This window comes from Litoribacillus peritrichatus (assembly GCF_039537985.1).
Lineage (GTDB): Bacteria > Pseudomonadota > Gammaproteobacteria > Pseudomonadales > Litoribrevibacteraceae > Litoribacillus > Litoribacillus peritrichatus.
This window is the reverse complement of record NZ_BAABBN010000017.1, coordinates 179434-200556: the sequence shown is the minus strand read 5'-3', so window position 1 is coordinate 200556 and position 21123 is coordinate 179434. Positions and strand designations below refer to the sequence as shown.

Sequence of the window (21123 nt, the reverse complement as noted above, 5' to 3'; positions counted from 1 at the left end):
TTCCATTGGGTTGATTTTGCCTCCTATCGGAAGCCTGTCCTGCTCGCCCTCCAAGAGCGCTGTTGATAGCCGTTCTACCAACTAAAGCTCAGAAAGAACTCTAGAGTTCAGGATCAAATTCAAACTCACCCACACCGCTGCGAGGCTTAGGCATAGGTAAATCCGGCAAGCCATCAGTCATCATAGAGACCGCCTGAGTGAAGTACTCATTGGATTTCTCATACTCACCCAAGTGACCTAATAAACGACACATCTCGCCATAGATCTCAGCGTTCTGATCCAGCCGCAAACTGATTTCAAAATATTCGCGAGCCTTACCCCAAAGCTGATTGGCCAGGCATAAACGTCCCAAAGTAAGCATCAACACCGCACTGTGCGGTCGATCCTGCAACCAGCGCTCGGCTTCCAGCAACTGACGGGCAATGTCATCGCCTTTGATGATGCCATACAAGTACACCAGACGATCCACCCATTCATCATGCAAAAAGTGGCGAATCACACGTTCCGCCTGTGCATCCTGATCCACCTGACGAAGGAAGCTGACGTAACGAATGACCATTCTTGGGTCAGACTGCATTGAGTAAGGCAAAGATTTCCAGAACTTTAACAGCTCTTGATATGCTTCTTCTTTGTCGGTGTGCTCATTCAACGCCGCCATTTTGCTGCTTAGAAAAGATTTGGTGATCTTACGCTCCAGCGTGGCAATTTCTTTCTCAGACAATGCTTTACGCTTTTTCAGCTCCGGCAACAGGTTCTTAAGGTGAACCCAGTCTTTTAGTCTCATGTAAGCCATGCTTTGCAGCTTTAATAAATATCTGTGTGTCGGCGCTAATTCACGAGCACGTACCAGCGTCGCCAGCGCCTGTTCATTCATGCCTCGATCCAGCTGCAACTGGGCCTGGGTTAAGTAGATGGCCAACTCGTGCTTAGGGCACTCGGTCAACGCCGTAGCCAGTAAAGAGTCCGACTCTTCCTGCCGACCCTGCTCCTGAGCGGATCGCGCCATCGCCAAATAATGGATAATCCGGTGTTTGGAATCTTTCAGACTGCCTTTCAGCAGTTTATCGGTTTGTACCCAGTTCCCCTGAGTAAATTCCACCAGCCCTTCCATCGCATTAAACAGTGCTCTTTTCCGAACACGTTCTTTCTGCCAGAAGCTAAAGTTCTTAGGGGCTGCGACCAACGAGTTGAAAATTCGAACGAAGAAATAAAATAAACTCAGAGCAATCAAAGAAATCAAGGCAGCAAACCAAAAGCTGGTCTCTAAGGTATAGCCCCAGTAAGTAATTAACACATAACCAGTATCTTTACTGGCCAGGTACGCAAAGCCACCACCCAGTAACAACGCCGCCAAAGCAATTAAAACAATGCCTCTCATTACTTGTTTCCTTGCTGCTTAGACGATGTTTCGATTTTCATCAAATTCCTTAACACCGCGTCTTTCATATTTTGCTGTACATTTTCTAAGTACGTTTTAAGCACCTGATGGGAACCAGAAATATCCACTTCTTCCATCATCACCTGGGCAGTCTCTAACCGAGAGATTTCCTGCAAGAAAACCGCTGTATTCGGACGACCATGATAAACCTGCTCTACCAATGTTTTGGCCTGCTGCAAAGACGCGTTATACACCGTTTGGTTTTCTGACATCAACGCTTGTTGTGCATGCATCAGGCGCATGATCAACATACTGTTGAATTGCCCCCGGGTTTCCTCATCCAACCAGCCAGCGGCAGGTTTTACATCGGAAGAGGTTAAGCGTACCAATCCATTCAACTTAAACTGAACCCAGTCCAGAAAGTTATCCTGCGGCGGTTGTTGCTCTGTTTGTACAATTTCAAATTCAGGTTTGTTTTTCTGCAATTCAGGGATTTTTTGAATCAGGCTGTCCAGATCCAAATACAGTTTAGTGCGGTCGGTCACTTGACTTGCATTCAGTAGCAGTAAGTCTTTACTCACCTGACGACGCACAGGCAATAAATTCGGATCGTCCAGTAACCTTAAGTATTCATCTGCCACAACCAAAGTGGCTCTGGCACCGGCCAGATCACCGTCCAATTGCAAGCGTTGCGAGGCCAGTTTCAACAAGTATTCCAAACGGGCTATTTCCCAGTCCTGACGACGGATGCCGGTCAGGCTGGACAGCTGATCAGACACATAGCCCAATTGCTGTTTTTGAGTAGAAAGCTGTTTTTCCAGCTGAACCAAAGTGCTCACCGAAGACTGCTGGTTCTGATCTAATGAAGAAACCACCTGCGCACTTTGCTGGCTTGTGTTTAACAAGGTTTTTTGACCCAAAGTAAGGTCATCCACGGCCTCAGTTAAAGTGACTGTTTGCAGGTAAAACCAATAACTTAACCCACAAAGTCCAATCACCATCAACCATAGCATCGCCATCAATATGGAATTACTTCGAGTGGTACTTTTGGGCTTAGTCGGAGAGGGTTGGCCGGTGGCCTTGGTCACAGACGGTGACGCTGTAGCGGCTTTAACTCGCTGCGAATCAGACACGGTGTTACTGGATTTTTCCTGCGCCGCTGACGTTTCAGAAAGCGTGTTGTCAGAAGAAGTGTCGCTAGCAGCAGTATTGTCCGAAGGCGCGCCGGCCGATGACGTACTGTCATCAGATCCTGTGCTCGTTGGCGCGTCTTTCGTTGGAGAGGTTTCTTGCTGTGCATCGGAGTTCAGAGCTTCATCCGATGCCGCCGTCTCTTGCTGAGGCACATTGGATTCAGCGCCTGATGTAGTGTTCGATGCATTATCCTCTGTTTCAGATAGTTTATTGATTGGCTTTTCTGGGTTATCCGAATCCTGCATCCAAGCATCTCTCTTATCTAATCAAGGTTATAAAATTAAACTCTTCTTTCATTAATAAGAGTATAACCCCGACTGTCTCAAATATGCGATGTTTAAACCGATTTGTTCCGGTTTCGGCATGGAATTTTAAAGTGCACCAAGCACTTCAGAGACAATCGCATCGTTGGATGCACTTTTACAGCAAAGAATATGCTCAGACGACACGCCATGAGCGATTAGAACATCCGCCACCCGAAGGCTGGGCACCAGCCACTTTGCCGTATGAGGCAACGCAGCGGTATTTGAATTTGCCCCCTTTACGCCAAGCATTTCAAGCATAAATAAGAAGCTTTCTGCACTGGCCACCTGAATCCAGTCACAGTGACTTGATAAGGCCTGCTTCAGCGCCTTACTTTCCGCCAGATTCGGCTGTCTCCGATACAAAGGTAACTCAACCACCCGAGCACCACGCTCGGCCAATCCTTGCTGAATGAGTTGTCGTCCACCTTCGCCTTTTACGATCAACAGTTTTTGCGTTTCAACAGACGCCAATACCGATAAAGCCAATAAGGCTTCACTGTCTGTGCCATCGGGAATGTAAATAGCCTCGCGAGGCAACTCAGGTAGACAGGCCGCTAATTTATTGGCGGTCGCCTCACCGATTGCGACCCAATTCAAGTTCACCGGCAGCTGAGGCCAATAGTGATCGATATGCTCCGCCAGCAATGCCGCCGCATTGGCGCTGACGACAATCACAGTGGAAAACCCGTCCAGATCCAACACCTGGTTGCGGGTCACTCCCGTTAACGCAATGGGCTCTATGTTCATGACCGGTACGGAACAACTTTCAACACCTATCTGGGTTAGCTGCTCAGCCAACGCAGATGCGTGCGGTTCCGCCCGGGTAATCAATAACTTCATCATGGAATGAGATTATTCTGCGTCATAAACATCATCAAGAATGGCCTGAGCACCTTGGGCCAACAACGCTTCAGCCACTTCAATGCCTAACGCTTCGGCGTCTGAGCTGTTACCACGAACTTCATGACGCAGCATGGTTTTACCATCCGGGCTGCCCACCAAACCTCGCAACCAAATCTGATCTTCCTGCAACTCGGCATAACATGCGATAGGCACCTGACACCCGCCTTCAAGACGACGGTTCATGGCTCGTTCAGCCAAAACCCGAGTGGCTGTGGCTTCATGATGAAGCGCTTTGATCAGCTCGATGGTTTTTTCATCGTCCACCCGGCATTCAATACCAACGGCACCCTGTCCGCCCGCAGGCAGGCTCTTTTCCGGACTGATGCGCTCAGCAATACGATCTTTCATTTCCAAACGCAACAAACCGGCCGTCGCTAAAATAATGGCATCGTATTGACCGTCATCCAACTTGGACAGACGCGTCTGTACGTTCCCACGCAACCATCTAATCTCCAGATCCGGACGACTTTTCATTAATTGACACTGACGACGCAGACTGGAGGTGCCCACAACAGCGCCATTCGGCAGGTCATTTAATGATGCAAACGAATTCGATACAAATGCGTCTCTCGGATCTTCTCGTTCGCATATCACCGATAAACCTAAGCCTTCCGGAAACTCCATAGGTACATCTTTCATGGAGTGCACCGCAATGTCTGCCTCGCCATCCAACAGGCAACGCTCCAGTTCTTTTACAAATAAACCTTTGCCGCCGACTTTGGCCAAAGGCGCATCCAAAATTTTGTCGCCACGGGTCGACATAGCCACCAACTCAACCTCTAGCTCGGGATGGATGTCCTGAAGCCTGGCTTTAACGTATTCAGCCTGCCATAAGGCCAAGGGGCTTTTGCGGGTAGCAATGCGAAGAATATTAGAGGTCATAGCGTTCTCAATAAAATAATCAAAGATAACGCTATGCTACCAGAGAGCACTGGTCAGTAGAAATCCAAATAATGACAGAAATCAAAGACTTTGCATCAATTTCCGCAAACCGGACACGTGGCGACGACTGACATCCAAACTTTCTTCCAATCCGCGCACCTTAACCTTATGTTGACCCTGACCGCTGCGCTCCATGGATTCCAGCTGAGCCACTGAAACCAGGCAGTTTCGGTGAATGCGATAAAACCGTTCACCCAACTCTTTTTCGAGTTCTTTCAGTGTTTCATCAATCAACACTTCGCCATGGCGATGCAACACAGTGACGTATTTCTGATCGGCCCGAAAGTAGTAAATTTCTTCAATTGGAATCAGCTCCAGCCCCCGGTGGGTCCGGGCACTGATGTGTGAACGGGCAACCGGTTCTTCGTCTTCACCGTTTCGCTTTCCCAGTGCCGACAGCTGCGCTTTGTTCAAACGGCTGGCACGCTTTAATGCGACGGCCAGGTCGTCTTTGTTTACCGGTTTCACCAAATAACCAAGCGCCTGAACATCAAACGCTTCCACCGCGTATTCATCGTAAGCCGTGCAAAAAATAACCGCCGGTGGGTGTTTCAGCTCCACCAGTTTCGCCGCCGCCTGAAGGCCATCCATTTCGGGCATTCTGATGTCCATCAACACCACATCCGGGCGAACCGACTCTACCTGCTCCACGGCTTCCACACCATTCTGAGCAAGACCGATCACCTGACCATCGGGGGTCTCTTCGACTAATCTTTTAAGACGTTCACGAGCTAAAGGCTCATCATCAACTATCAGAACTCGCATAGAATACCGCTGCACCAAACTCTTCGAAACCATTGCGCGAAACAACAACAATTAATACCGCGTTTACCCGTTTTGGGCATCCGGAAAAAATCATCTCCATACAGCCTTTGGCTCCTGTCACTAACAAAAGAATACCACGGCTACATCTTGCAACTGACCTTTTCCTTATTCTGAATTGTGTTGCTATTCCTTCAAGAGTTTCTCTGTATATTTTGATTGAATGTTTACGACGAACTCATTACTTACTGAAAAGCATAGATGATTGTCGAAACATAACAATCATTCTGTATTTCGCCATTCACCGTTGCGCTCTCGCCGTATATTGCTTTTAGTCTAGCCCGTATATTGTCCAGCGCCATTTTCTGACCACGATGATTTACGGATTGATTCACAGGCACCGTGTTGGACACACGAATGCACACTCGCTGGTCTGCCTCTTGGTAGGCTTCTACCCGAATAACGCCCTTGGCCGAAGACGGCTGGATGCCATGATAAATTGCATTTTCTAATATCGGTTGCAACGTTAAAAGCGGTATCGGCGTATCACCTGACAAACGCTCAATATCCCAGGCAACGTCCAACCGGTCACCCAAACGCAAGGACTCCATCGACAGGTATTTTTTACACAACGCCACTTCTTCGGAAAACAAACCCCGCTCCCGATGTTCACCTAGCGTGGCCCGGAACAATGCCGACAAATCTTCAACCGCCTGCTCAGCCTTCACCGGATCAATCATGATTAAACTGGCAATAGTGTTCATGCTGTTAAATAAGAAGTGTGGCCGAATTCGCGATTGCAGTGCTTCAATGCGCGCTTCCAGTTCGGCTTCTGAGCGACGGTTCAGCTCTGCCCGAACATACAAATAACGCACCAACAGCCCACCGACTAATCCGGCAACCAAGCCGTTCTTAACCAGTTTAGGCAGTGAAATTTGATCCATCTGTAACACGTCAATCAAGGCCGTCATCGCCACAACATTAAAGATAATGATGCAATAACTGATCAGCGCAGCCACCGGGTCGGGCAATGTCATCAGCCGCGCTCGAATGCCACACAAGATGGCCGCACTCAGTAAAGTGACCCATTGTAAAAACAGTGACAACCAACCAAACAGTTCAAGACTGATTTCATCCCACGGCTTCAGTAACACCAAAACGAAGGCCAGCACTTCAGCAGTAATCACCAACACCATCAAAGACGCACTACTGCACAAATTAGGTAAGAAATAAGTACGATCTAACGAAGCCGTTGCCATGATTCATCTCTCGGTGGGTGACCAGGTCAATTTTTAAAAGTGTAGCTTAATCAACAAACTAACACTTACGTCTGAAAAAAATCGGAAGTAACTCAAAAAATTATGAATCTAATCACTCGAAAAGCGGAGAATTGTGATTAAACTTGAATACAAAGGCAGCCGTAACTCCGCCAATGTTGTCAAATAAGGACTCTTTTTCAGGACGATACAATGAACACACCCCTGCTCAGGCTGCTATTTTTGCTTTTCCTGGTACTCACAGCCCCCAAAATTCTGGCCGATGACAACACCACCGTAACCATCTGTGATGATGAAAACCTATGGCCACCTTATACCTTCATTCGAGAAAGCGCATCCCAGCCGGAAGTTACCGGAGCCATGATTGAGTTAGTCGACGCCATTTTCAAACACAGTCAGTTAACGTATTCATTGTCCCTGACGCCTTGGAAGCGTTGTCTTTATCAAGTAGAGCATTACAGCGGAGCGCCTGCCTACGAAGTTTTTATTAACGGATCATTCAGCGAAGAGCGTGCGGCCAAGTTTTTGGTATCTGATCGTGTTTACAGTTCTGGTGCGGCGTATTTTTATTCACAAAAGACATTCCCGAACGGGCCTGATATCAAACGTCTGGCGGATGCTAAGGATTACACAATTTGCGGTGTGCATGGCTACAGCTATGAAATGTTCAACATAACAGCGGATCACATTGCGATCTCTGCCGGGGATTTACATGCCGCCTTTCGCTTACTGAAAAACAACCGCTGTGAAATCATTCTGAACGCCTATTCCGTCCCTTTTGGTTCAAAATTCACCGACAAACCAATGATCGACGACACCATAAAAGCCAGAATATTTGATGAATTACCACACCAGCAATTTCATATTTTTATCTCTCGTCAATCACCGAGAGCCGAGAAATTAGTTTCTCAGATCAACCGATCCATCCAGTACTTAAAGAATAGTGGCCAAGCTGATAAGATTTTCAGACAGTATTTACCCGAGTGTGGAACCGACTGCTGACCAACAATCTGTCACACGAAAAGAAAGAAACGTCAATAATCAAAACAACAAAAAAAAGATTAATGTCAATTAATTAACGTCCGATATACACAAGTACACAGTCAAAATCTTTTTTTGAATTCCCTAAAAAAACCAGTTAAATTGATTATTAATGATCAATTTAGTTGGCCAAGATGGCAACTTTTATTACTGACCAAACATCGAGCGTTGTGTGAAAAAAGATACGGAAATTACACTCTCCAGAAGGAGGTTCCTGGAATACGCGACTACCTTGTCGGCCGTAGCGCTGGGCAGCTCCTATTCGATGTTCAATAACAACTCATCTCACTCACCGATGAACCACATCGCAGGTACTGAAGTACCGCCGTCCCCAGCCATTCTGACACCCAAAACCATCACGCTTGAAACGAATGCCCCGGAAACTATCATTCGCCAATCTGATGAGCAAGTTCCGGAAGTCGTGGATGTGACGGAAGCCATAGAAAAAGCAGAACGGCAGCGGATGTTAGAAAAAGTCCAGCGGTTTGATGAAGATCTCGAAGGCGATCTCTGGCTCAGCGAACAAGAGTGGCTGTTGCTGCAAAGTGCGCATTCAAAAATCGAGCGCGTAAAAAACTACGTCGGCTATGGCCATTTCAACATTCTGTCGTTTGATGAAATGTTGAAGTACGCAAAATCCGTCACTTCGATTGGCGCTTTCGATAAGCAAGAATTGGTATTGCTTGAAGCTAACTTTTATCGGGATGCCGCCGACTTAGGTTTCATGGGTCAGAAGGTCGTCGATAACCTGACAAACCAAGTCAAGAAAACCAACGTCAGCAAAATTCCAGGTTCCGGCCATTATTTATTTAAAGGCGAATCCGAAGAGTACCTGAAGGCACTGCAAAAGAAGATCGGCGACGACCTGATTTTAACGTCAGGCGTTCGCAGCGTGGTGAAGCAATATCAACTTTACTTCCAGAAAGTGATAGACCGCAAAGGAAACTTATCACGAGCATCCCGCTCTCTGGCGCCACCCGGCTATTCTTTCCACGCCTCCGGTGATTTTGACGTTGGTCAGCGCGATTACGGCAAGCTCAACTTTACCGCACAGTTTGAAAAGTCAGAAGTTTATAAACGCCTGGCGGATGAAGGTGTCATTCGTATTCGTTACACTGCTGATAACCTGCTGGGTGTTCGTTATGAGCCTTGGCACATTCGTATGGTTTAAGCCCTACCAGCCTAAACCACACCCGTTTGTACCCACCGGCTCAACTTATCGGGCGGCCGAGAACAACGTCCAACTGCCAATCAGAATGAACCCTATGCCCGCCATGATCGACAAGTGCTTAGGATTTAAATAATTAGACAGCAAACTGCCAGCCAGCACGCCGATGGCGGACGCAGCCACCAACGCAGCCGATGCAGCAAAAAACACCGTCCACTTACTCACTTCTTTATCAGCAGCAAACAGCATGGTCGCCAACTGGGTCTTATCACCCAACTCAGCCAAAAACACAGTCACACAAATCGTCAGAAAAATTTTAATGTCCATTCATAATTCTCTTCATAAACATAAAGAGGGCGGATTATACCCATTTTTAACAAGATGAGTTTGCTCATGCTATAATCCGCGCAATTTATCTGCACACAGTGAGAATAAAAAGCATGTCTGAGTCGAATAATCAAAAATCAACCAACAGCCAATGGGGCGGTCGCTTCTCTGAAGCCGTCGACACCTTCGTGGAAAAATTCACCGCGTCCATTGAATTTGATCAACGGATGTATCGACAAGACATAGCCGGTTCAATCGCTCACGCAACCATGCTCGAGAAAGTCGGTGTCCTCACTTCCGATGAATTAAACCAGATCATCAACGGCTTACAGGAAGTTCAGCAGGACATCGAAAACGGCAACATGGAGTGGTCCATTGCGCTGGAAGATGTACACATGAACATCGAAGCACGTTTAACCGATAAAATCGGTATCACCGGTAAAAAACTACACACAGGACGTTCGCGCAACGACCAGGTGGCCACTGACATCCGTTTGTACGTACGAGACGAAATTGATTTCATCTGTGAAGAAATCACTCGCCTGCAAGAAGGTTTGTTAATGCTCGCCGAACGGGAAGCCGCAACCATCATGCCGGGTTTCACGCACCTTCAAACGGCCCAACCCGTAACGTTTGGCCACCACATGATGGCCTGGTTTGAAATGTTGTCCCGAGATTTTGAGCGCTTCCAGGATTGTCGTAAGCGTGTTAATCGCTCACCACTTGGCGCCGCTGCGTTGGCAGGCACCACTTACCCAATCGACCGCGCCATGACGGCCAAACTTCTTGGCTTTGACGCACCCACTGAAAACTCACTGGACTCGGTCAGTGATCGTGACTTCGCCATTGAACTTTGTGCGGCGTCGTCTTTGTTAATGACTCACTTATCCCGCGCCTCCGAAGAGCTGATTCTCTGGACCTCCGCTCAATTCAACTTCATCGACCTGCCGGATCGTTTCTGCACCGGCTCATCCATCATGCCTCAAAAGAAAAACCCGGATGTGCCTGAACTGGTTCGGGGTAAAGCCGGCCGTGTTACCGGCCACTTAATGAGCTTGTTAATGTTGATGAAAGCGCAACCTTTAGCGTACAACAAAGACAATCAGGAAGATAAAGAGCCTTTGTTTGACGTCATCGACAACGTCAAAGGCTGCTTACGGGCTTATGCCGATATGATTCCGGCAATACAGGTCAAAGAAGCCTCCATGCGCGAAGCTGCACGCCGAGGTTTCTCAACCGCAACGGACTTAGCAGATTACCTGGTTCGCAAAGGCATGCCGTTCCGCGACGCCCATGAGGTGGTGGGTAAGTCGGTGGGTTACGGCATCGACCAAGATAAGGATCTGAGCGACATGAACCTGGAAGAGTTGCAGCAGTTCTCGGACATGATCTCCGAAGACGTGTTTGATGTGCTCACTCTGGAAGGTTCCGTCAACGCCCGTGATCACATCGGCGGCACTGCGCCGAAGCAGGTCATAGCTGCAGTGGCTCGAGGCAAACAACGGCTTGCTGAGCGCTAATCACGGAAAAACCCAAGACCCGCAGTCAAACCTGCCATGGGCCGCCAATCCGGCGGCCCATTTTTTTGCCTCTGTTTATATGGCGGCTCCCAGAAAAGGCCATTCATCCAGTCCGCAAGTCTGTTCATCAAAATTTCTGAGCACATTCAACCATTGAAGACCATTATTATTGAGACCTCGGTCGCTTAATGAGAAATAGCGGTTAAAACTCAAAATAATTCATCCATGGCCGATTAGTAATGTAAGCGTTGTGGAAAACAAGCCAAGAAATATACGGTCAGCGGCGTATGTGATTGCACATAAAGCCGTTTCTGCAACTATACTCAAAATTAACTTAAGCAGCGGCCCAACCTTGTTCCGGACAAACTCGGGCCTCAGATGATTGAATGCAACACTTGAGGTACATGTGCAAGAACTTGTAGACCTTCCTGATATTCGGGCCATACAAGACATTGAAAAGCGATTCTTGCAGGTAAACGCATTACGCTTACAACGTACCCGAGACTCTCTTACCATTCGACAACAGGGCTTTATCGACCTGTTGCCTTTGCTGTTCCATTTCAATAATCCTTCTTTACCGGGTTACTGCCACAAGGAAACCCCATGCGGCATTAACAATTATCGCCCCGGCCGAGAGTCGTTATCTTTGCCACGCTCAGTAACCATGTCGCTAAAACGACAACAGCAGCAAAAAGGCAACCGAGCCATTCAGGGCATCTATTTAATGGGCAGTACGGGTACCATTGCTCACTCAAGACGCAGCGACTTCGATGTTTGGATTTGCACACATCAGGACATGTCACTGGAAGAGTCTGAATTATTAAGCCGGAAATGCGAAAAAATCACCGAATGGGCTCAGAAGCTGGGCGTCGAAGCCTATTTTTTCCTGATGGACCCCGACAAGTTTAAGTCCGGAAAAGTTGGCGAACTGTCCGAAGAAAGCTGCGGTAGCACTCAGCATTACTTATTGCTCGATGAGTTCTATCGAACGGCCATCCTGGTCGCGGGCCGAAAACCGGCCTGGTGGTTGGTGCCCCTGTCGCAACACCACATCTACGAAGGTTATATCAACGACATCTTCGAGCGTCGCATGGTGGAGCGCAATGAATACCTCGATTTTGGCCCGGTCAACGAGTTTCCCATCAGTGAATTCCTCGGGGCAGGGATGTGGCAACTCTACAAGGCGATTGACTCTCCCCACAAGTCGGCGATTAAACTGATGATTGCCGATGTGTATGCGGCGGAATACCCGAACACCATTCCACTGAGTCAACGATTCAAAGAAGCCCTGCACAACAGCAACACCGAGTTGAATGAATTAGACCCGTACATACTGGCTTACCGGGTCATCGATGCCTTTTTAACCCGGAAAAGTGATTTCACCCGACTGGAAATGGTAAGACGCTGCTTTTATTTCAAAGTCGGTATTAAAGCCTCTAAGTTCATTGACCAACCGCACCTGACCTGGCGAGAGAACTTATTAATTCAGCTACTGGAAGAGTGGGGCTGGTCTCAGGACAAGTTAGAACAATTGGATAATGTGGATCACTGGACCGTCAACCAGGTTGCGGCTGAACGCAAGTCGGTGGTTTCAGAGCTGATTAAATGCTATTCGTCACTGACCGAGTTTGCCCGGCAATACGATACAACATCCAACATGAGCGCCAAAGAAATCAGCATTCTCGGCCGCAAACTGTACGCCGCCTTTGAGCGCAAACCGGGTAAAATTGAATTCATTAACCCCAACATTACCGCGTCCCTGGAACATCAGGATCTGGCGTTTTGTTATCGTAAGCATCAGGAAAGCCACCAGCACGTCTGGGAGGTTTACCCCGGCCGTTCGGTCAGCCAGATTGAACGCCCCATCTATCGGGCAAAAACCTTAATCAAGTTACTCAGCTGGTGCAGGGTGAACGGCATCTTAACGAAGAACAGCTACACTTATCTCGATCAGCACACCACCAACATCAGCTTAACCGACCTGCACCAACTGGTGGACATCGTACTCGACAACATCCCATTTCCTCTGCCAAAGCTGAAACAGGACGTATTTTCAAAACCCGCGCATTTCTCACAAATCATTATCATCGCCAACACCGGTCAACAACTACCGAAAAACCTGCCTTTAGCCGATAATGTGAACCCGTTGAGTTATGGCAAGTCCAGGGCCAACCTGGTGCAATCGCTGGACTTAGTGCTGACCAATTCATGGAATGAAGTCATCACCAAGCATTACAGCGGGCCAGAAGCACTTGAGCAGTGCCTGTACTTATTAATCAACATCATCGCCAAACAAAAAGAACTGCAGCCAAACTTCATTACCCGCTGCCTGGGATCACAATTCAACGCATTAATACGCAAGAAAATCGTCACCCTCACTGAGCAAATGTCTCTGATATACGGTCACAAAAGCAGCTATGAAAATAGCCGCCTCATCTTAGAATGCGGTAAAAAGCATCTAATCCTGCATGCCGAAGAGAGTGAAGGGGTCGTTTCCACTTACGATACAATCCCCGAATTATTCACAGCGCTGGGCGCTCCGCAACCCAACTTCAGTCCGATTTCCATTGACAGCCACACTCTAAAAGCCACACCCATCAGTGCCATTGCCAGCGTCCTGCAAAAAGATCACATACAGGTATTCTTCGAAGCGGAACCTGCGATCAGCAGAGCCAAAGTGTATATCGTGGACGAAAATGGTTCGCTGTTGTTTTATACCACGCCCTACAACTCAACATCATCGCTTCTGAACCCTTTGGTGCGCTTCTTACGGTCTGTCCTGTTCCGTCAACAAACCCAGCTGACCTTAACCGAAAGTCAGCTTTTAAGCCGGAACATTCATTTCTGGCAAGTCAGCCGAGATTTAAGCCAAGGTTTTTTACTCAAAGCCGTCGATATTGAACCCCCGTCCCCTAACGACAAATACTTTACCGTACAAGCCATTGGCGATGGCTCCACCGAAGCCAGACTAAAGTTTACAATTTATTGCAATCAGGAAGAATTTTCTGAATTGGAATACGGAGATCACTTGTACACTGAAGTCGCCAAATATGTACTGTCTCATCGTAAAGAAAAGCACCGTTATCCATGTTATTTAACCGACTTGGAATTGGCCAAGTCCGACAGCACCCCATTTCCGCCGGGCAGCTTACAGACCATTCATTATCTGCGTCAAAAATGCAGGCTTGAAAAAAGGCTCAACCAGGCACTTCAATCAGTACAACTGTAGCCTTAGATGAGCGGATAAAATCGTTCGAACTTTAGCTGATAAAATTCATCGAATTATCTAACTCGTCTATGCTGAATAATGTGTTATTTTACAATGTTAAAACACACATATTGTTTGTATCGCGACTGAATAAGTACGCATCGATTCAACACAAACAGGATCATAAAAATATGACTATAAGAAGCCGTGTTCTTGGTTGGGGGACCTATGTTCCACCACGCATTGTCACTAACCAGGATCTTACAAAATTCATGGATACCAGCCATGAATGGATTGTAGAACGTACAGGGATTGAACAACGCCATTGGGCCGATGAAGGCGAATCTGGCGCAGGCATGGCAGCCAAAGCGGCTAAACAAGCACTGGCGGAAGCTCAAATCGAAGCCGACGAAATTGATATGATCATCTACGCCACCTTGTCCCCGGATGTTGACTTTCCGGGCTCTGGCGTTTTCCTACAAAGAGAACTGGGCTTGCGTCCTATTCCTGTGCTGGACATCCGCCAGCAATGTTCCGGCTTCATTTACGGCCTGTCCATTGCGGATAACTTCATCAAAACCGGCATGAACAAGAAAATCATGGTCGTTGGCTCTGAAATTCACTCCACCGGCCTGGACATGTCAACTCAGGGCCGGGATGTAACCTCTCTGTTCGGAGATGGCGCCGGCGTTGCGATCGTGGGCGTCAGTGACGACCCGGAGATGGGCATTTTATCATCACACATCTACGCCGACGGCACAGATGCAGAATGTCTGTGGCTTGAAAAACCGGGCAGCAAATACTTCCCGCGTATATCTCATGAAGACATTGACTTGGGCTTGCACTACCCAAAAATGCAGGGACAAAAAGTATTTAAAAACGCCGTAACCCGTTTGCCACAGGTGATCCTGGAATCTCTGGAAGCAAACAACTACAGCATTGATGACCTGAACATGCTGATTCCGCATCAGGCAAACTTAAGAATCAACGAATTCGTTGCCAAAAAGCTTAAGCTCGACGGAACCCGCGTTCATAACAACATCCAGAAATACGGCAACACCACAGCGGCAACCATTCCTCTGTGTTTCAGCGAAGCCGTTGAACAAGGCAAAATCAAGCGAGGCGATCTGGTTTGCTGTGCCGCCTTTGGCGCTGGTTTAACTTGGGGCTCCGTGTTAATGCGTTACTAAGTTTGGCTTAGTATCCATTAAACTGCCCGTGAGCACTGATATCCGGTGCTCACGCCGCTCTTTCATTCCCCTCTGATTTCGCCCTTTATTTCATCCTGCCAGACGCTATTTACTTAGAAACTTGATACGACTGACGCTATAATCTTCATTAAATTGAACGGTATGTTCGATAAATACAACACTACAGTGAAGCCTGCGACCTTATGATAACTTTGTATCAATTCACTATTTCGCAATTTTGTGAAAAAGCCCGTTGGGCCATCGATCACAAAGGGCTGATCTATCAAACCGAAAATTTGCTGCCAGGCACACACCGTAAGACAGCCTTAAAAGTCAGTCCGTCCACCCAACTTCCGATACTTCGTCACGGCCTGCAACACATTCAGGGCTCAGGCAAGATCATCGACTACCTGGACGAACAATACCAAACCCGGCTGTTGACCCCGGAAGATCCTAAACAACGTCAAAATGCCCTTGAACTGGAACACCGCCTGGACAAAGACATCGGGCTGCATTTGCGTCGTTTTTTCTACGCACATATGTTGCAGGATTCCCGCCAGCTGCGTCGTTTAATTACTCACTACGGCCCTTGGTACAGCAACAACTTTTATCGTCTGATGCTGCCCATGATCAAACGTAACCTTGTTAAGGAAATGAAGCTGAATGCGTTGGAAGCTGAACGCTCCAGGTTGATCATCAACAACATGTTGCAGCAGCTGGATAAAAAACTGGAAAACCGCGAGTATTTAATCGGTGATACTTTCACTCGGGTCGACCTCACCGCAGCGGCGCTGCTCAGTCCAATTTGCCAACCTGATAACCATCCTTACCACTGCGAGTTTCTGAGTCTGCCGAAAGAACTCGCCGATTTTCAAAACAAACTGCGGGACCGGCCTTTCTTCCATTGGGTTCAGGGGATCTATCAAAAACATCGCTGGGAAGTTAAACCATCGGATCGCTATAATCCCTAATCCATTTGACTCAGATTGCTGTTATAATCGGTCGCAAAATAACCTCAAATATTGGTAGGGCAACCAAGGTGCGACCGAATAAATTCTTTTTGATGTTTAGCGTAACGATTTTGAGCAGCTCATTACTCATCAGTGGTTGTGGTCAGAAAGGGGGCTTATACCTCCCTGAAGAGACCACTCAGACCAAGAAAACGTCTGAAGAAAAACAAAAACAGCCGGACTCAAAACACAAATCAAACTAAACACCCAAAGACATCGAATAACCTCCGTAGTCATTCGATCAAGACCACCGTATATTGGCCAACACACACAAGAATTAGCACATTATGACTCAAGCTTTTGAATACAGACAAAACCAACTTTTTGCCGAAAACGTTTCCGTACAAGACATTCATCAAACCTACGGCAGCCCTTGTTATATTTACTCGCGCGCGGCGTTTGAAAACCACTTTTTAGCCTATGAAAACGCGCTTCAGGATGTACCTCATTTGGTATGTTATGCGGTAAAAGCCAATTCCAACATCGCGGTGCTGAACGTTCTGGCAAAGTTAGGAGCAGGCTTTGATATTGTCTCCATTGGCGAACTAGAACGTGTGGTTGCCGCCGGTGGCGACACCTCCAAAGTGGTATTTTCCGGTGTGGCGAAAACCGCCGCTGAAATCAAACGCGCGCTTGAGCTGAACATTCACTGCTTCAATGCAGAATCCGACGCTGAACTGGATCGTATCAACCAGGTTGCACAGGAAATGGGCGTGGTTGCGGATATTTCTTTGCGCGTTAACCCGGATGTGGATGCGAAAACCCATCCTTACATTTCTACCGGTTTAAAAGACAACAAGTTCGGCATCAATGTCGATCAGGCACAAGCAACTTATCTGCGTGCTGACAGTTTATCCAATCTGAACGTGATCGGTATGGATTGCCACATTGGCTCTCAGTTGACCGAGATCCAACCCTTCATTGATGCACTGGATCGTCTGTTGCTGTTAGTCGATAACCTGGCAGACAACGGCATCACCATTGAACACCTCGATTTAGGCGGCGGCTTGGGCGTCGTTTACAATGACGAACAGCCACCGGAAGTTTCGGACTTCATCCAGTCAATCAAGACTCATCTTGGTGACAGAAAACTGAAACTGATCTTTGAACCGGGCCGTTCCATTGCCGCAAATGCAGGCATCATGACCACTCAAGTGGAATTTCTGAAGCCTACCGAACACAAAAACTTCGCCATCATTGATGGCGCGATGAACGACTTGCTTCGTCCGTCACTTTACGGCGCATGGCAGAACATTGTACCGGTAACCGTTCGCCCGGAAGCCGAGCAAAATACCAAGGTTTGGGACTTGGTCGGCCCGGTCTGTGAAACGGGCGACTTCCTGGGCAAAGAACGAGCCCTGGACTTACAACCTGGCGACTTGTTGGCAGTAAAATCTGCCGGTGCCTACGGCTTCACCATGAGCTCAAACTACAACAGCCGCAACCGCGCTGCGGAAGTGATGGTGGACGGAGATCAGGTACACCTAATCCGCAAGCGTGAAACCATTGAGCATCAACTTGCAGGCGAGCAGTGCCTCCCTGCTTAATACCTTGACGATGATCGGATTGAAAAGTACGGATTAAGCACTATGCGACTGAAGTTCACTAAAATGCATGGCCTGGGCAACGACTTTATGGTGGTTGACCTGGTCACCCAAAGCTACCACCTGGACGAAGCCACGGTTAAAAAACTGGCCGATCGCAACTTTGGCATCGGTTTTGATCAATTACTGATTGTGGAACCGCCCACATCGCCGGACGTTGACTTCACTTACCGAATCTTTAATGCCGATGGCAGTGAAGTTGAGCAGTGCGGTAATGGCGCCCGCTGTTTTGCTCGCTTTGTTTATGACAAACGATTAACGAATAAGTCTGAAATCCAGGTCAGCACCTCAAGCGGCAACATCACGTTACAGCTGCAACAAAATAAAGAAGTGACCGTGGACATGGGCGAGCCGGTGCTTACCCCGGCAGACATTCCTTTTGTCGCGGATAATTTTGCCACTGAGTACAGCATCGATGTGGACGGTCAGACACTTCAGGTCGGTGCCGTCAGCATGGGGAACCCTCACTGTGTGTTGGTGGTTGACTCAGTCGATACCGCAGACGTCGAGCGATTAGGGCCTTTGCTGGAAAGCCACCCCCGCTTTCCTCAGCGAGTGAATGTCGGTTTTATGGAAGTCGTCAACCGCAACGAAGTTAACCTCCGGGTGTATGAGCGTGGCGCAGGTGAAACCTTGGCTTGTGGTACCGGGGCATGTGCCGCCGTAACATCCGGCCAGTTAAGAGGCTTGTTAGATCCCGGGGTTAAAGTAAACTTACCTGGGGGCAGCTTATTCATAGAATGGGGCGGAGAAGGTACAACCGTCAAAATGACCGGGCCTGCAGCGCGTGTGTTTGAAGGTCAGATCTACCTCTAAGCAGCAAGATACCATTGCTTGATAGCAGGGGCTCAGCTGACCTCGGGCTGGGCCACACTTGCTGAATCCAATACACAGCACGCATTGAACCATACTGCGATACAAGCACTGATGAATAAAAACGACAGAGACTCTAAGCAATGACCGAACAAGCAGTTGAATTGAGCGAACAGCAGATTGAAGAATATCTGAATAAACACAGAAATTTTTTTGTGGGCAAAGACAAACTTCTTTCCAAAATGCGTATTCCCCATGTCACAGGCAGCGCCGTGTCGCTGGTTGAACGTCAACTGAACATCTATCGGGAAAAGCACAACCAACTCGATCAACACATTCACGACATGCTGACCATCGCTCGTGAAAATGACCGCTTGTTTGAGAAAACCCGTCGTCTGGTGCTGGATCTGCTGGACGTTCAGTCTCTGGACGACGTATTTCTATCGCTGGAAAACAGCATCCTGTACGATTTTGAATTAAGTGCCTGTTCTTTGCTGGCGTTTGGCATCAGTGATGACCAACCGCGTGAACACAATCAAAACAGCTACATGCGGATTGTGCTTCAGTCTGAATTGCCTGAAACCCTGGCCCGCTGGATTGCCACCGGACAACCGTATTGTGGTGCTCTGGATGGCGACCTGGCTCAATATTTATTTCCGCACGGCGCAGATAAAATAAAGTCTGCAGCAGTCACGCCGATTCGTCGTGGCCATGATCTCGGCATTTTTGCCCTGGGCAGCGAAAGCGAAGACCGCTTCAGTGCCGGTATGGGTACCATGTTTCTGAACTACATCAGCGACGTATTGGCCCAGGTATTACCCCGATTCGTAAATAATGCCCTGGACGAATTATGACCCAACGCGTATTCGTTTCATCGGTCGATGAATTCATACGCTACCTGACGGACGTCCGACAGGTCTCCGAACACACCGTCAGCAATTATCGCCGGGATCTTTTGCGCTTTTGCCACTTTTTAGAAAGTAAGAACATTAAACGCTGGTCACAAGTGGATTCCGGCCACATCCGCTTTTTCAGCGCATATCTCAAACACCAGCAGTTGGCCAGTAAAAGCATTCAACGCAACCTTTCTGCCTGTCGTAGCCTGTTCCGCTTTTTAAACAAAGAAGGCGTTTGTAAAACCAACCCCGCGCAAGCCGTCTCAGCCCCCAAAGCAGACCGGAAGCTGCCCGGCACATTTGATACCGACCAACTCAACGCCTTGCTCGGGTTTACACCCCAAACTTGGATTGAGTACCGGGACAAAGCCATCATGGAGTTGTTCTACTCGTCCGGTTTGCGACTGTCTGAATTGGTCAGCCTGAACCGGTCCAGCATTGACCTGATCTCAGGTCAGCTGAGAGTGACCGGTAAAGGCAACAAAACCAGAGACCTTCCCATCGGTCGCATGGCGATCAAAGCGCTCAATGAGTGGCTCGAAAAACGGCCTCAGAACACCGACCAGGCACTGTTTACCACAGAACAAGGCAACCGCCTTCAACCACGCAGCATTCAACAACGATTGAAGTACTGGATGGTGCGCCAAGGGGTGACAGGCAACCTTTACCCTCACAAATTGCGACATTCCTTCGCCAGCCATATGCTGGAATCCAGCAGCGATTTAAGGGCCGTACAGGAGTTGCTTGGTCACGAGGACATCTCAACAACGCAGATTTACACCCATCTGGATTTTCAGCATTTAGCTCAGGTCTATGATAACGCCCATCCGCGAGCTAAACGCAGCAAACCGCCCAAATAAACCAGCAGTGAGCGCTATGATTAAACTGATAACCTTCGACTTAGACAACACCCTCTGGGATTCAGACCCGGTGATTTTATCTGCAGAGCAAGCCTGCTGGGACTATCTCGCACAGCATTACCCCAAGGTTCTGAATCATTTCGATAAAATCTCACTTCGGAAACTCAAGTTTGAGCTGGCCGATGAGTTGCCTGCTTTAGCCCATAAAGTCAGCGACATCCGGATTTATTGCTTAAAACAAGCGCTATTACGATGCGGTTATGACGAGACGAATGCCGAGCAGGGCAGCCTGGACGCCTTCAACGCGTTCATCAACGAAAGACAAAACGTCACTTATTACCCCAACGCGCTGGACGTGTTAACCCGACTGTCACAAAAGTATCAATTGGCGGCCCTGACCAATGGTAACGCCAATCTGGCGTGCTTAAACTTATCCATGTTCGAGTTCGGCTTAAATGCCGAACACTTCGACGCGCCGAAACCAGCGTCCTACATTTTTGATGCGGCGTTAGCCAAAACCGGCTTAACGGCCAAGCAAGTGCTGCACGTCGGAGACCACCCCGAACACGATGTTTACGGTGCACATCAGGTTGGCATGCACACCCTGTGGTTTAACCAGCATGGTGAAGCATGGCAACGATCGGATTGCACTCCTGACCTGGTAGTGACCAAGCTGGAAGAGCTCCCTGAGTGCATTGCAAGTTACAACCGCCAGTTCTGACCAA

At 48.2% G+C, this 21123-nt stretch carries 19 protein-coding genes; 12 read left to right on the top strand and 7 right to left on the bottom strand.

Annotation, left to right across the window (positions count from 1 at the left end; translation table 11 throughout):
• Window positions 1-100: 100 nt before the first annotated feature.
• The 6 genes from ABD744_RS22410 to ABD744_RS22385 form a co-directional block, all read right to left on the bottom strand.
• The gene (locus ABD744_RS22410) at window positions 101-1378 is read right to left on the bottom strand and encodes a heme biosynthesis HemY N-terminal domain-containing protein (RefSeq protein WP_344800846.1); all 1278 of its coding nucleotides are present in this window, start codon (window positions 1376-1378) and stop codon (window positions 101-103) included.
• Window positions 1378-2817, bottom strand: coding sequence for a uroporphyrinogen-III C-methyltransferase (locus ABD744_RS22405; RefSeq protein ID WP_344800844.1), 1440 nt, complete (start codon window positions 2815-2817; stop codon window positions 1378-1380). Before ABD744_RS22405 ends, ABD744_RS22410 begins: the two co-directional genes overlap by 1 nt.
• 126 nt (window positions 2818-2943) lie before the next feature.
• A complete protein-coding gene (locus tag ABD744_RS22400; RefSeq protein WP_344800842.1) occupies window positions 2944-3720 on the bottom strand; it encodes a uroporphyrinogen-III synthase in 777 nt (258 codons plus the stop codon).
• A gap of 9 nt (window positions 3721-3729) precedes the next feature.
• Entirely contained in the window at window positions 3730-4662 is a 933-nt protein-coding gene (hemC, locus tag ABD744_RS22395) for a hydroxymethylbilane synthase (RefSeq protein WP_344800841.1), read from the bottom strand.
• An 81-nt stretch (window positions 4663-4743) separates the two neighbouring features.
• Window positions 4744-5487, bottom strand: coding sequence for a LytR/AlgR family response regulator transcription factor (locus ABD744_RS22390; protein ID WP_344800840.1), 744 nt, complete (start codon window positions 5485-5487; stop codon window positions 4744-4746).
• Window positions 5488-5729: 242 nt separating this feature from the next.
• Window positions 5730-6743: a sensor histidine kinase gene (locus ABD744_RS22385; protein WP_344800839.1), complete on the bottom strand. Its 1014-nt coding sequence runs from the start codon at window positions 6741-6743 to the stop codon at window positions 5730-5732.
• A 210-nt stretch (window positions 6744-6953) separates the two neighbouring features.
• Between ABD744_RS22385 and ABD744_RS22380 the strand changes: the two genes are divergently transcribed.
• A complete protein-coding gene (locus ABD744_RS22380; RefSeq protein WP_344800838.1) occupies window positions 6954-7763 on the top strand; it encodes a substrate-binding periplasmic protein in 810 nt (269 codons plus the stop codon).
• A 211-nt stretch (window positions 7764-7974) separates the two neighbouring features.
• Entirely contained in the window at window positions 7975-8973 is a 999-nt protein-coding gene (locus tag ABD744_RS22375) for a M15 family metallopeptidase (protein WP_344800837.1), read from the top strand.
• Between the two features lie 45 nt (window positions 8974-9018).
• Here ABD744_RS22375 and ABD744_RS22370 read toward each other — a convergent pair whose 3' ends face one another.
• Window positions 9019-9297 carry a TMEM165/GDT1 family protein gene (locus tag ABD744_RS22370; RefSeq protein ID WP_344800836.1) on the bottom strand — a complete coding sequence of 93 codons (279 nt, stop codon included), beginning with the start codon at window positions 9295-9297 and terminating at the stop codon, window positions 9019-9021.
• A gap of 113 nt (window positions 9298-9410) precedes the next feature.
• On the opposite strand from ABD744_RS22370, the gene argH reads away from it, so the two are divergent.
• From argH to ABD744_RS22325, 10 genes are all read left to right on the top strand, one after another.
• Window positions 9411-10817, top strand: coding sequence for an argininosuccinate lyase (gene argH / locus ABD744_RS22365; RefSeq protein WP_344800834.1), 1407 nt, complete (start codon window positions 9411-9413; stop codon window positions 10815-10817).
• A gap of 406 nt (window positions 10818-11223) precedes the next feature.
• Entirely contained in the window at window positions 11224-14046 is a 2823-nt protein-coding gene (locus ABD744_RS22360) for a class I adenylate cyclase domain-containing protein (RefSeq protein ID WP_344800833.1), read from the top strand.
• Window positions 14047-14216: 170 nt separating this feature from the next.
• Window positions 14217-15215, top strand: a complete 999-nt coding sequence (locus ABD744_RS22355; protein ID WP_344800832.1) for a 3-oxoacyl-ACP synthase III family protein — start codon at window positions 14217-14219, stop codon at window positions 15213-15215.
• A 203-nt stretch (window positions 15216-15418) separates the two neighbouring features.
• Complete coding sequence (locus tag ABD744_RS22350; protein WP_344800831.1) at window positions 15419-16186, top strand: glutathione S-transferase family protein; 768 nt, start codon at window positions 15419-15421, stop codon at window positions 16184-16186.
• Window positions 16187-16278: 92 nt separating this feature from the next.
• Window positions 16279-16428 carry an LPS translocon maturation chaperone LptM gene (gene lptM / locus ABD744_RS23205; RefSeq protein WP_425562202.1) on the top strand — a complete coding sequence of 50 codons (150 nt, stop codon included), beginning with the start codon at window positions 16279-16281 and terminating at the stop codon, window positions 16426-16428.
• A gap of 84 nt (window positions 16429-16512) precedes the next feature.
• Window positions 16513-17772 (top strand): diaminopimelate decarboxylase, encoded by a 1260-nt coding sequence (gene lysA / locus ABD744_RS22345; RefSeq protein ID WP_344800830.1) that lies wholly within the window; start codon window positions 16513-16515, stop codon window positions 17770-17772.
• A gap of 42 nt (window positions 17773-17814) precedes the next feature.
• A complete protein-coding gene (dapF, locus tag ABD744_RS22340; RefSeq protein ID WP_344800829.1) occupies window positions 17815-18645 on the top strand; it encodes a diaminopimelate epimerase in 831 nt (276 codons plus the stop codon).
• 140 nt (window positions 18646-18785) lie between these two features.
• Window positions 18786-19496 carry a DUF484 family protein gene (locus ABD744_RS22335; RefSeq protein WP_344800828.1) on the top strand — a complete coding sequence of 237 codons (711 nt, stop codon included), beginning with the start codon at window positions 18786-18788 and terminating at the stop codon, window positions 19494-19496.
• The gene (gene xerC / locus ABD744_RS22330) at window positions 19493-20398 is read left to right on the top strand and encodes a tyrosine recombinase XerC (protein WP_344800827.1); all 906 of its coding nucleotides are present in this window, start codon (window positions 19493-19495) and stop codon (window positions 20396-20398) included. Before ABD744_RS22335 ends, xerC begins: the two co-directional genes overlap by 4 nt.
• Before the next feature lie 16 nt (window positions 20399-20414).
• Complete coding sequence (locus ABD744_RS22325; RefSeq protein ID WP_344800826.1) at window positions 20415-21119, top strand: HAD family hydrolase; 705 nt, start codon at window positions 20415-20417, stop codon at window positions 21117-21119.
• Window positions 21120-21123 lie beyond the last annotated feature (4 nt).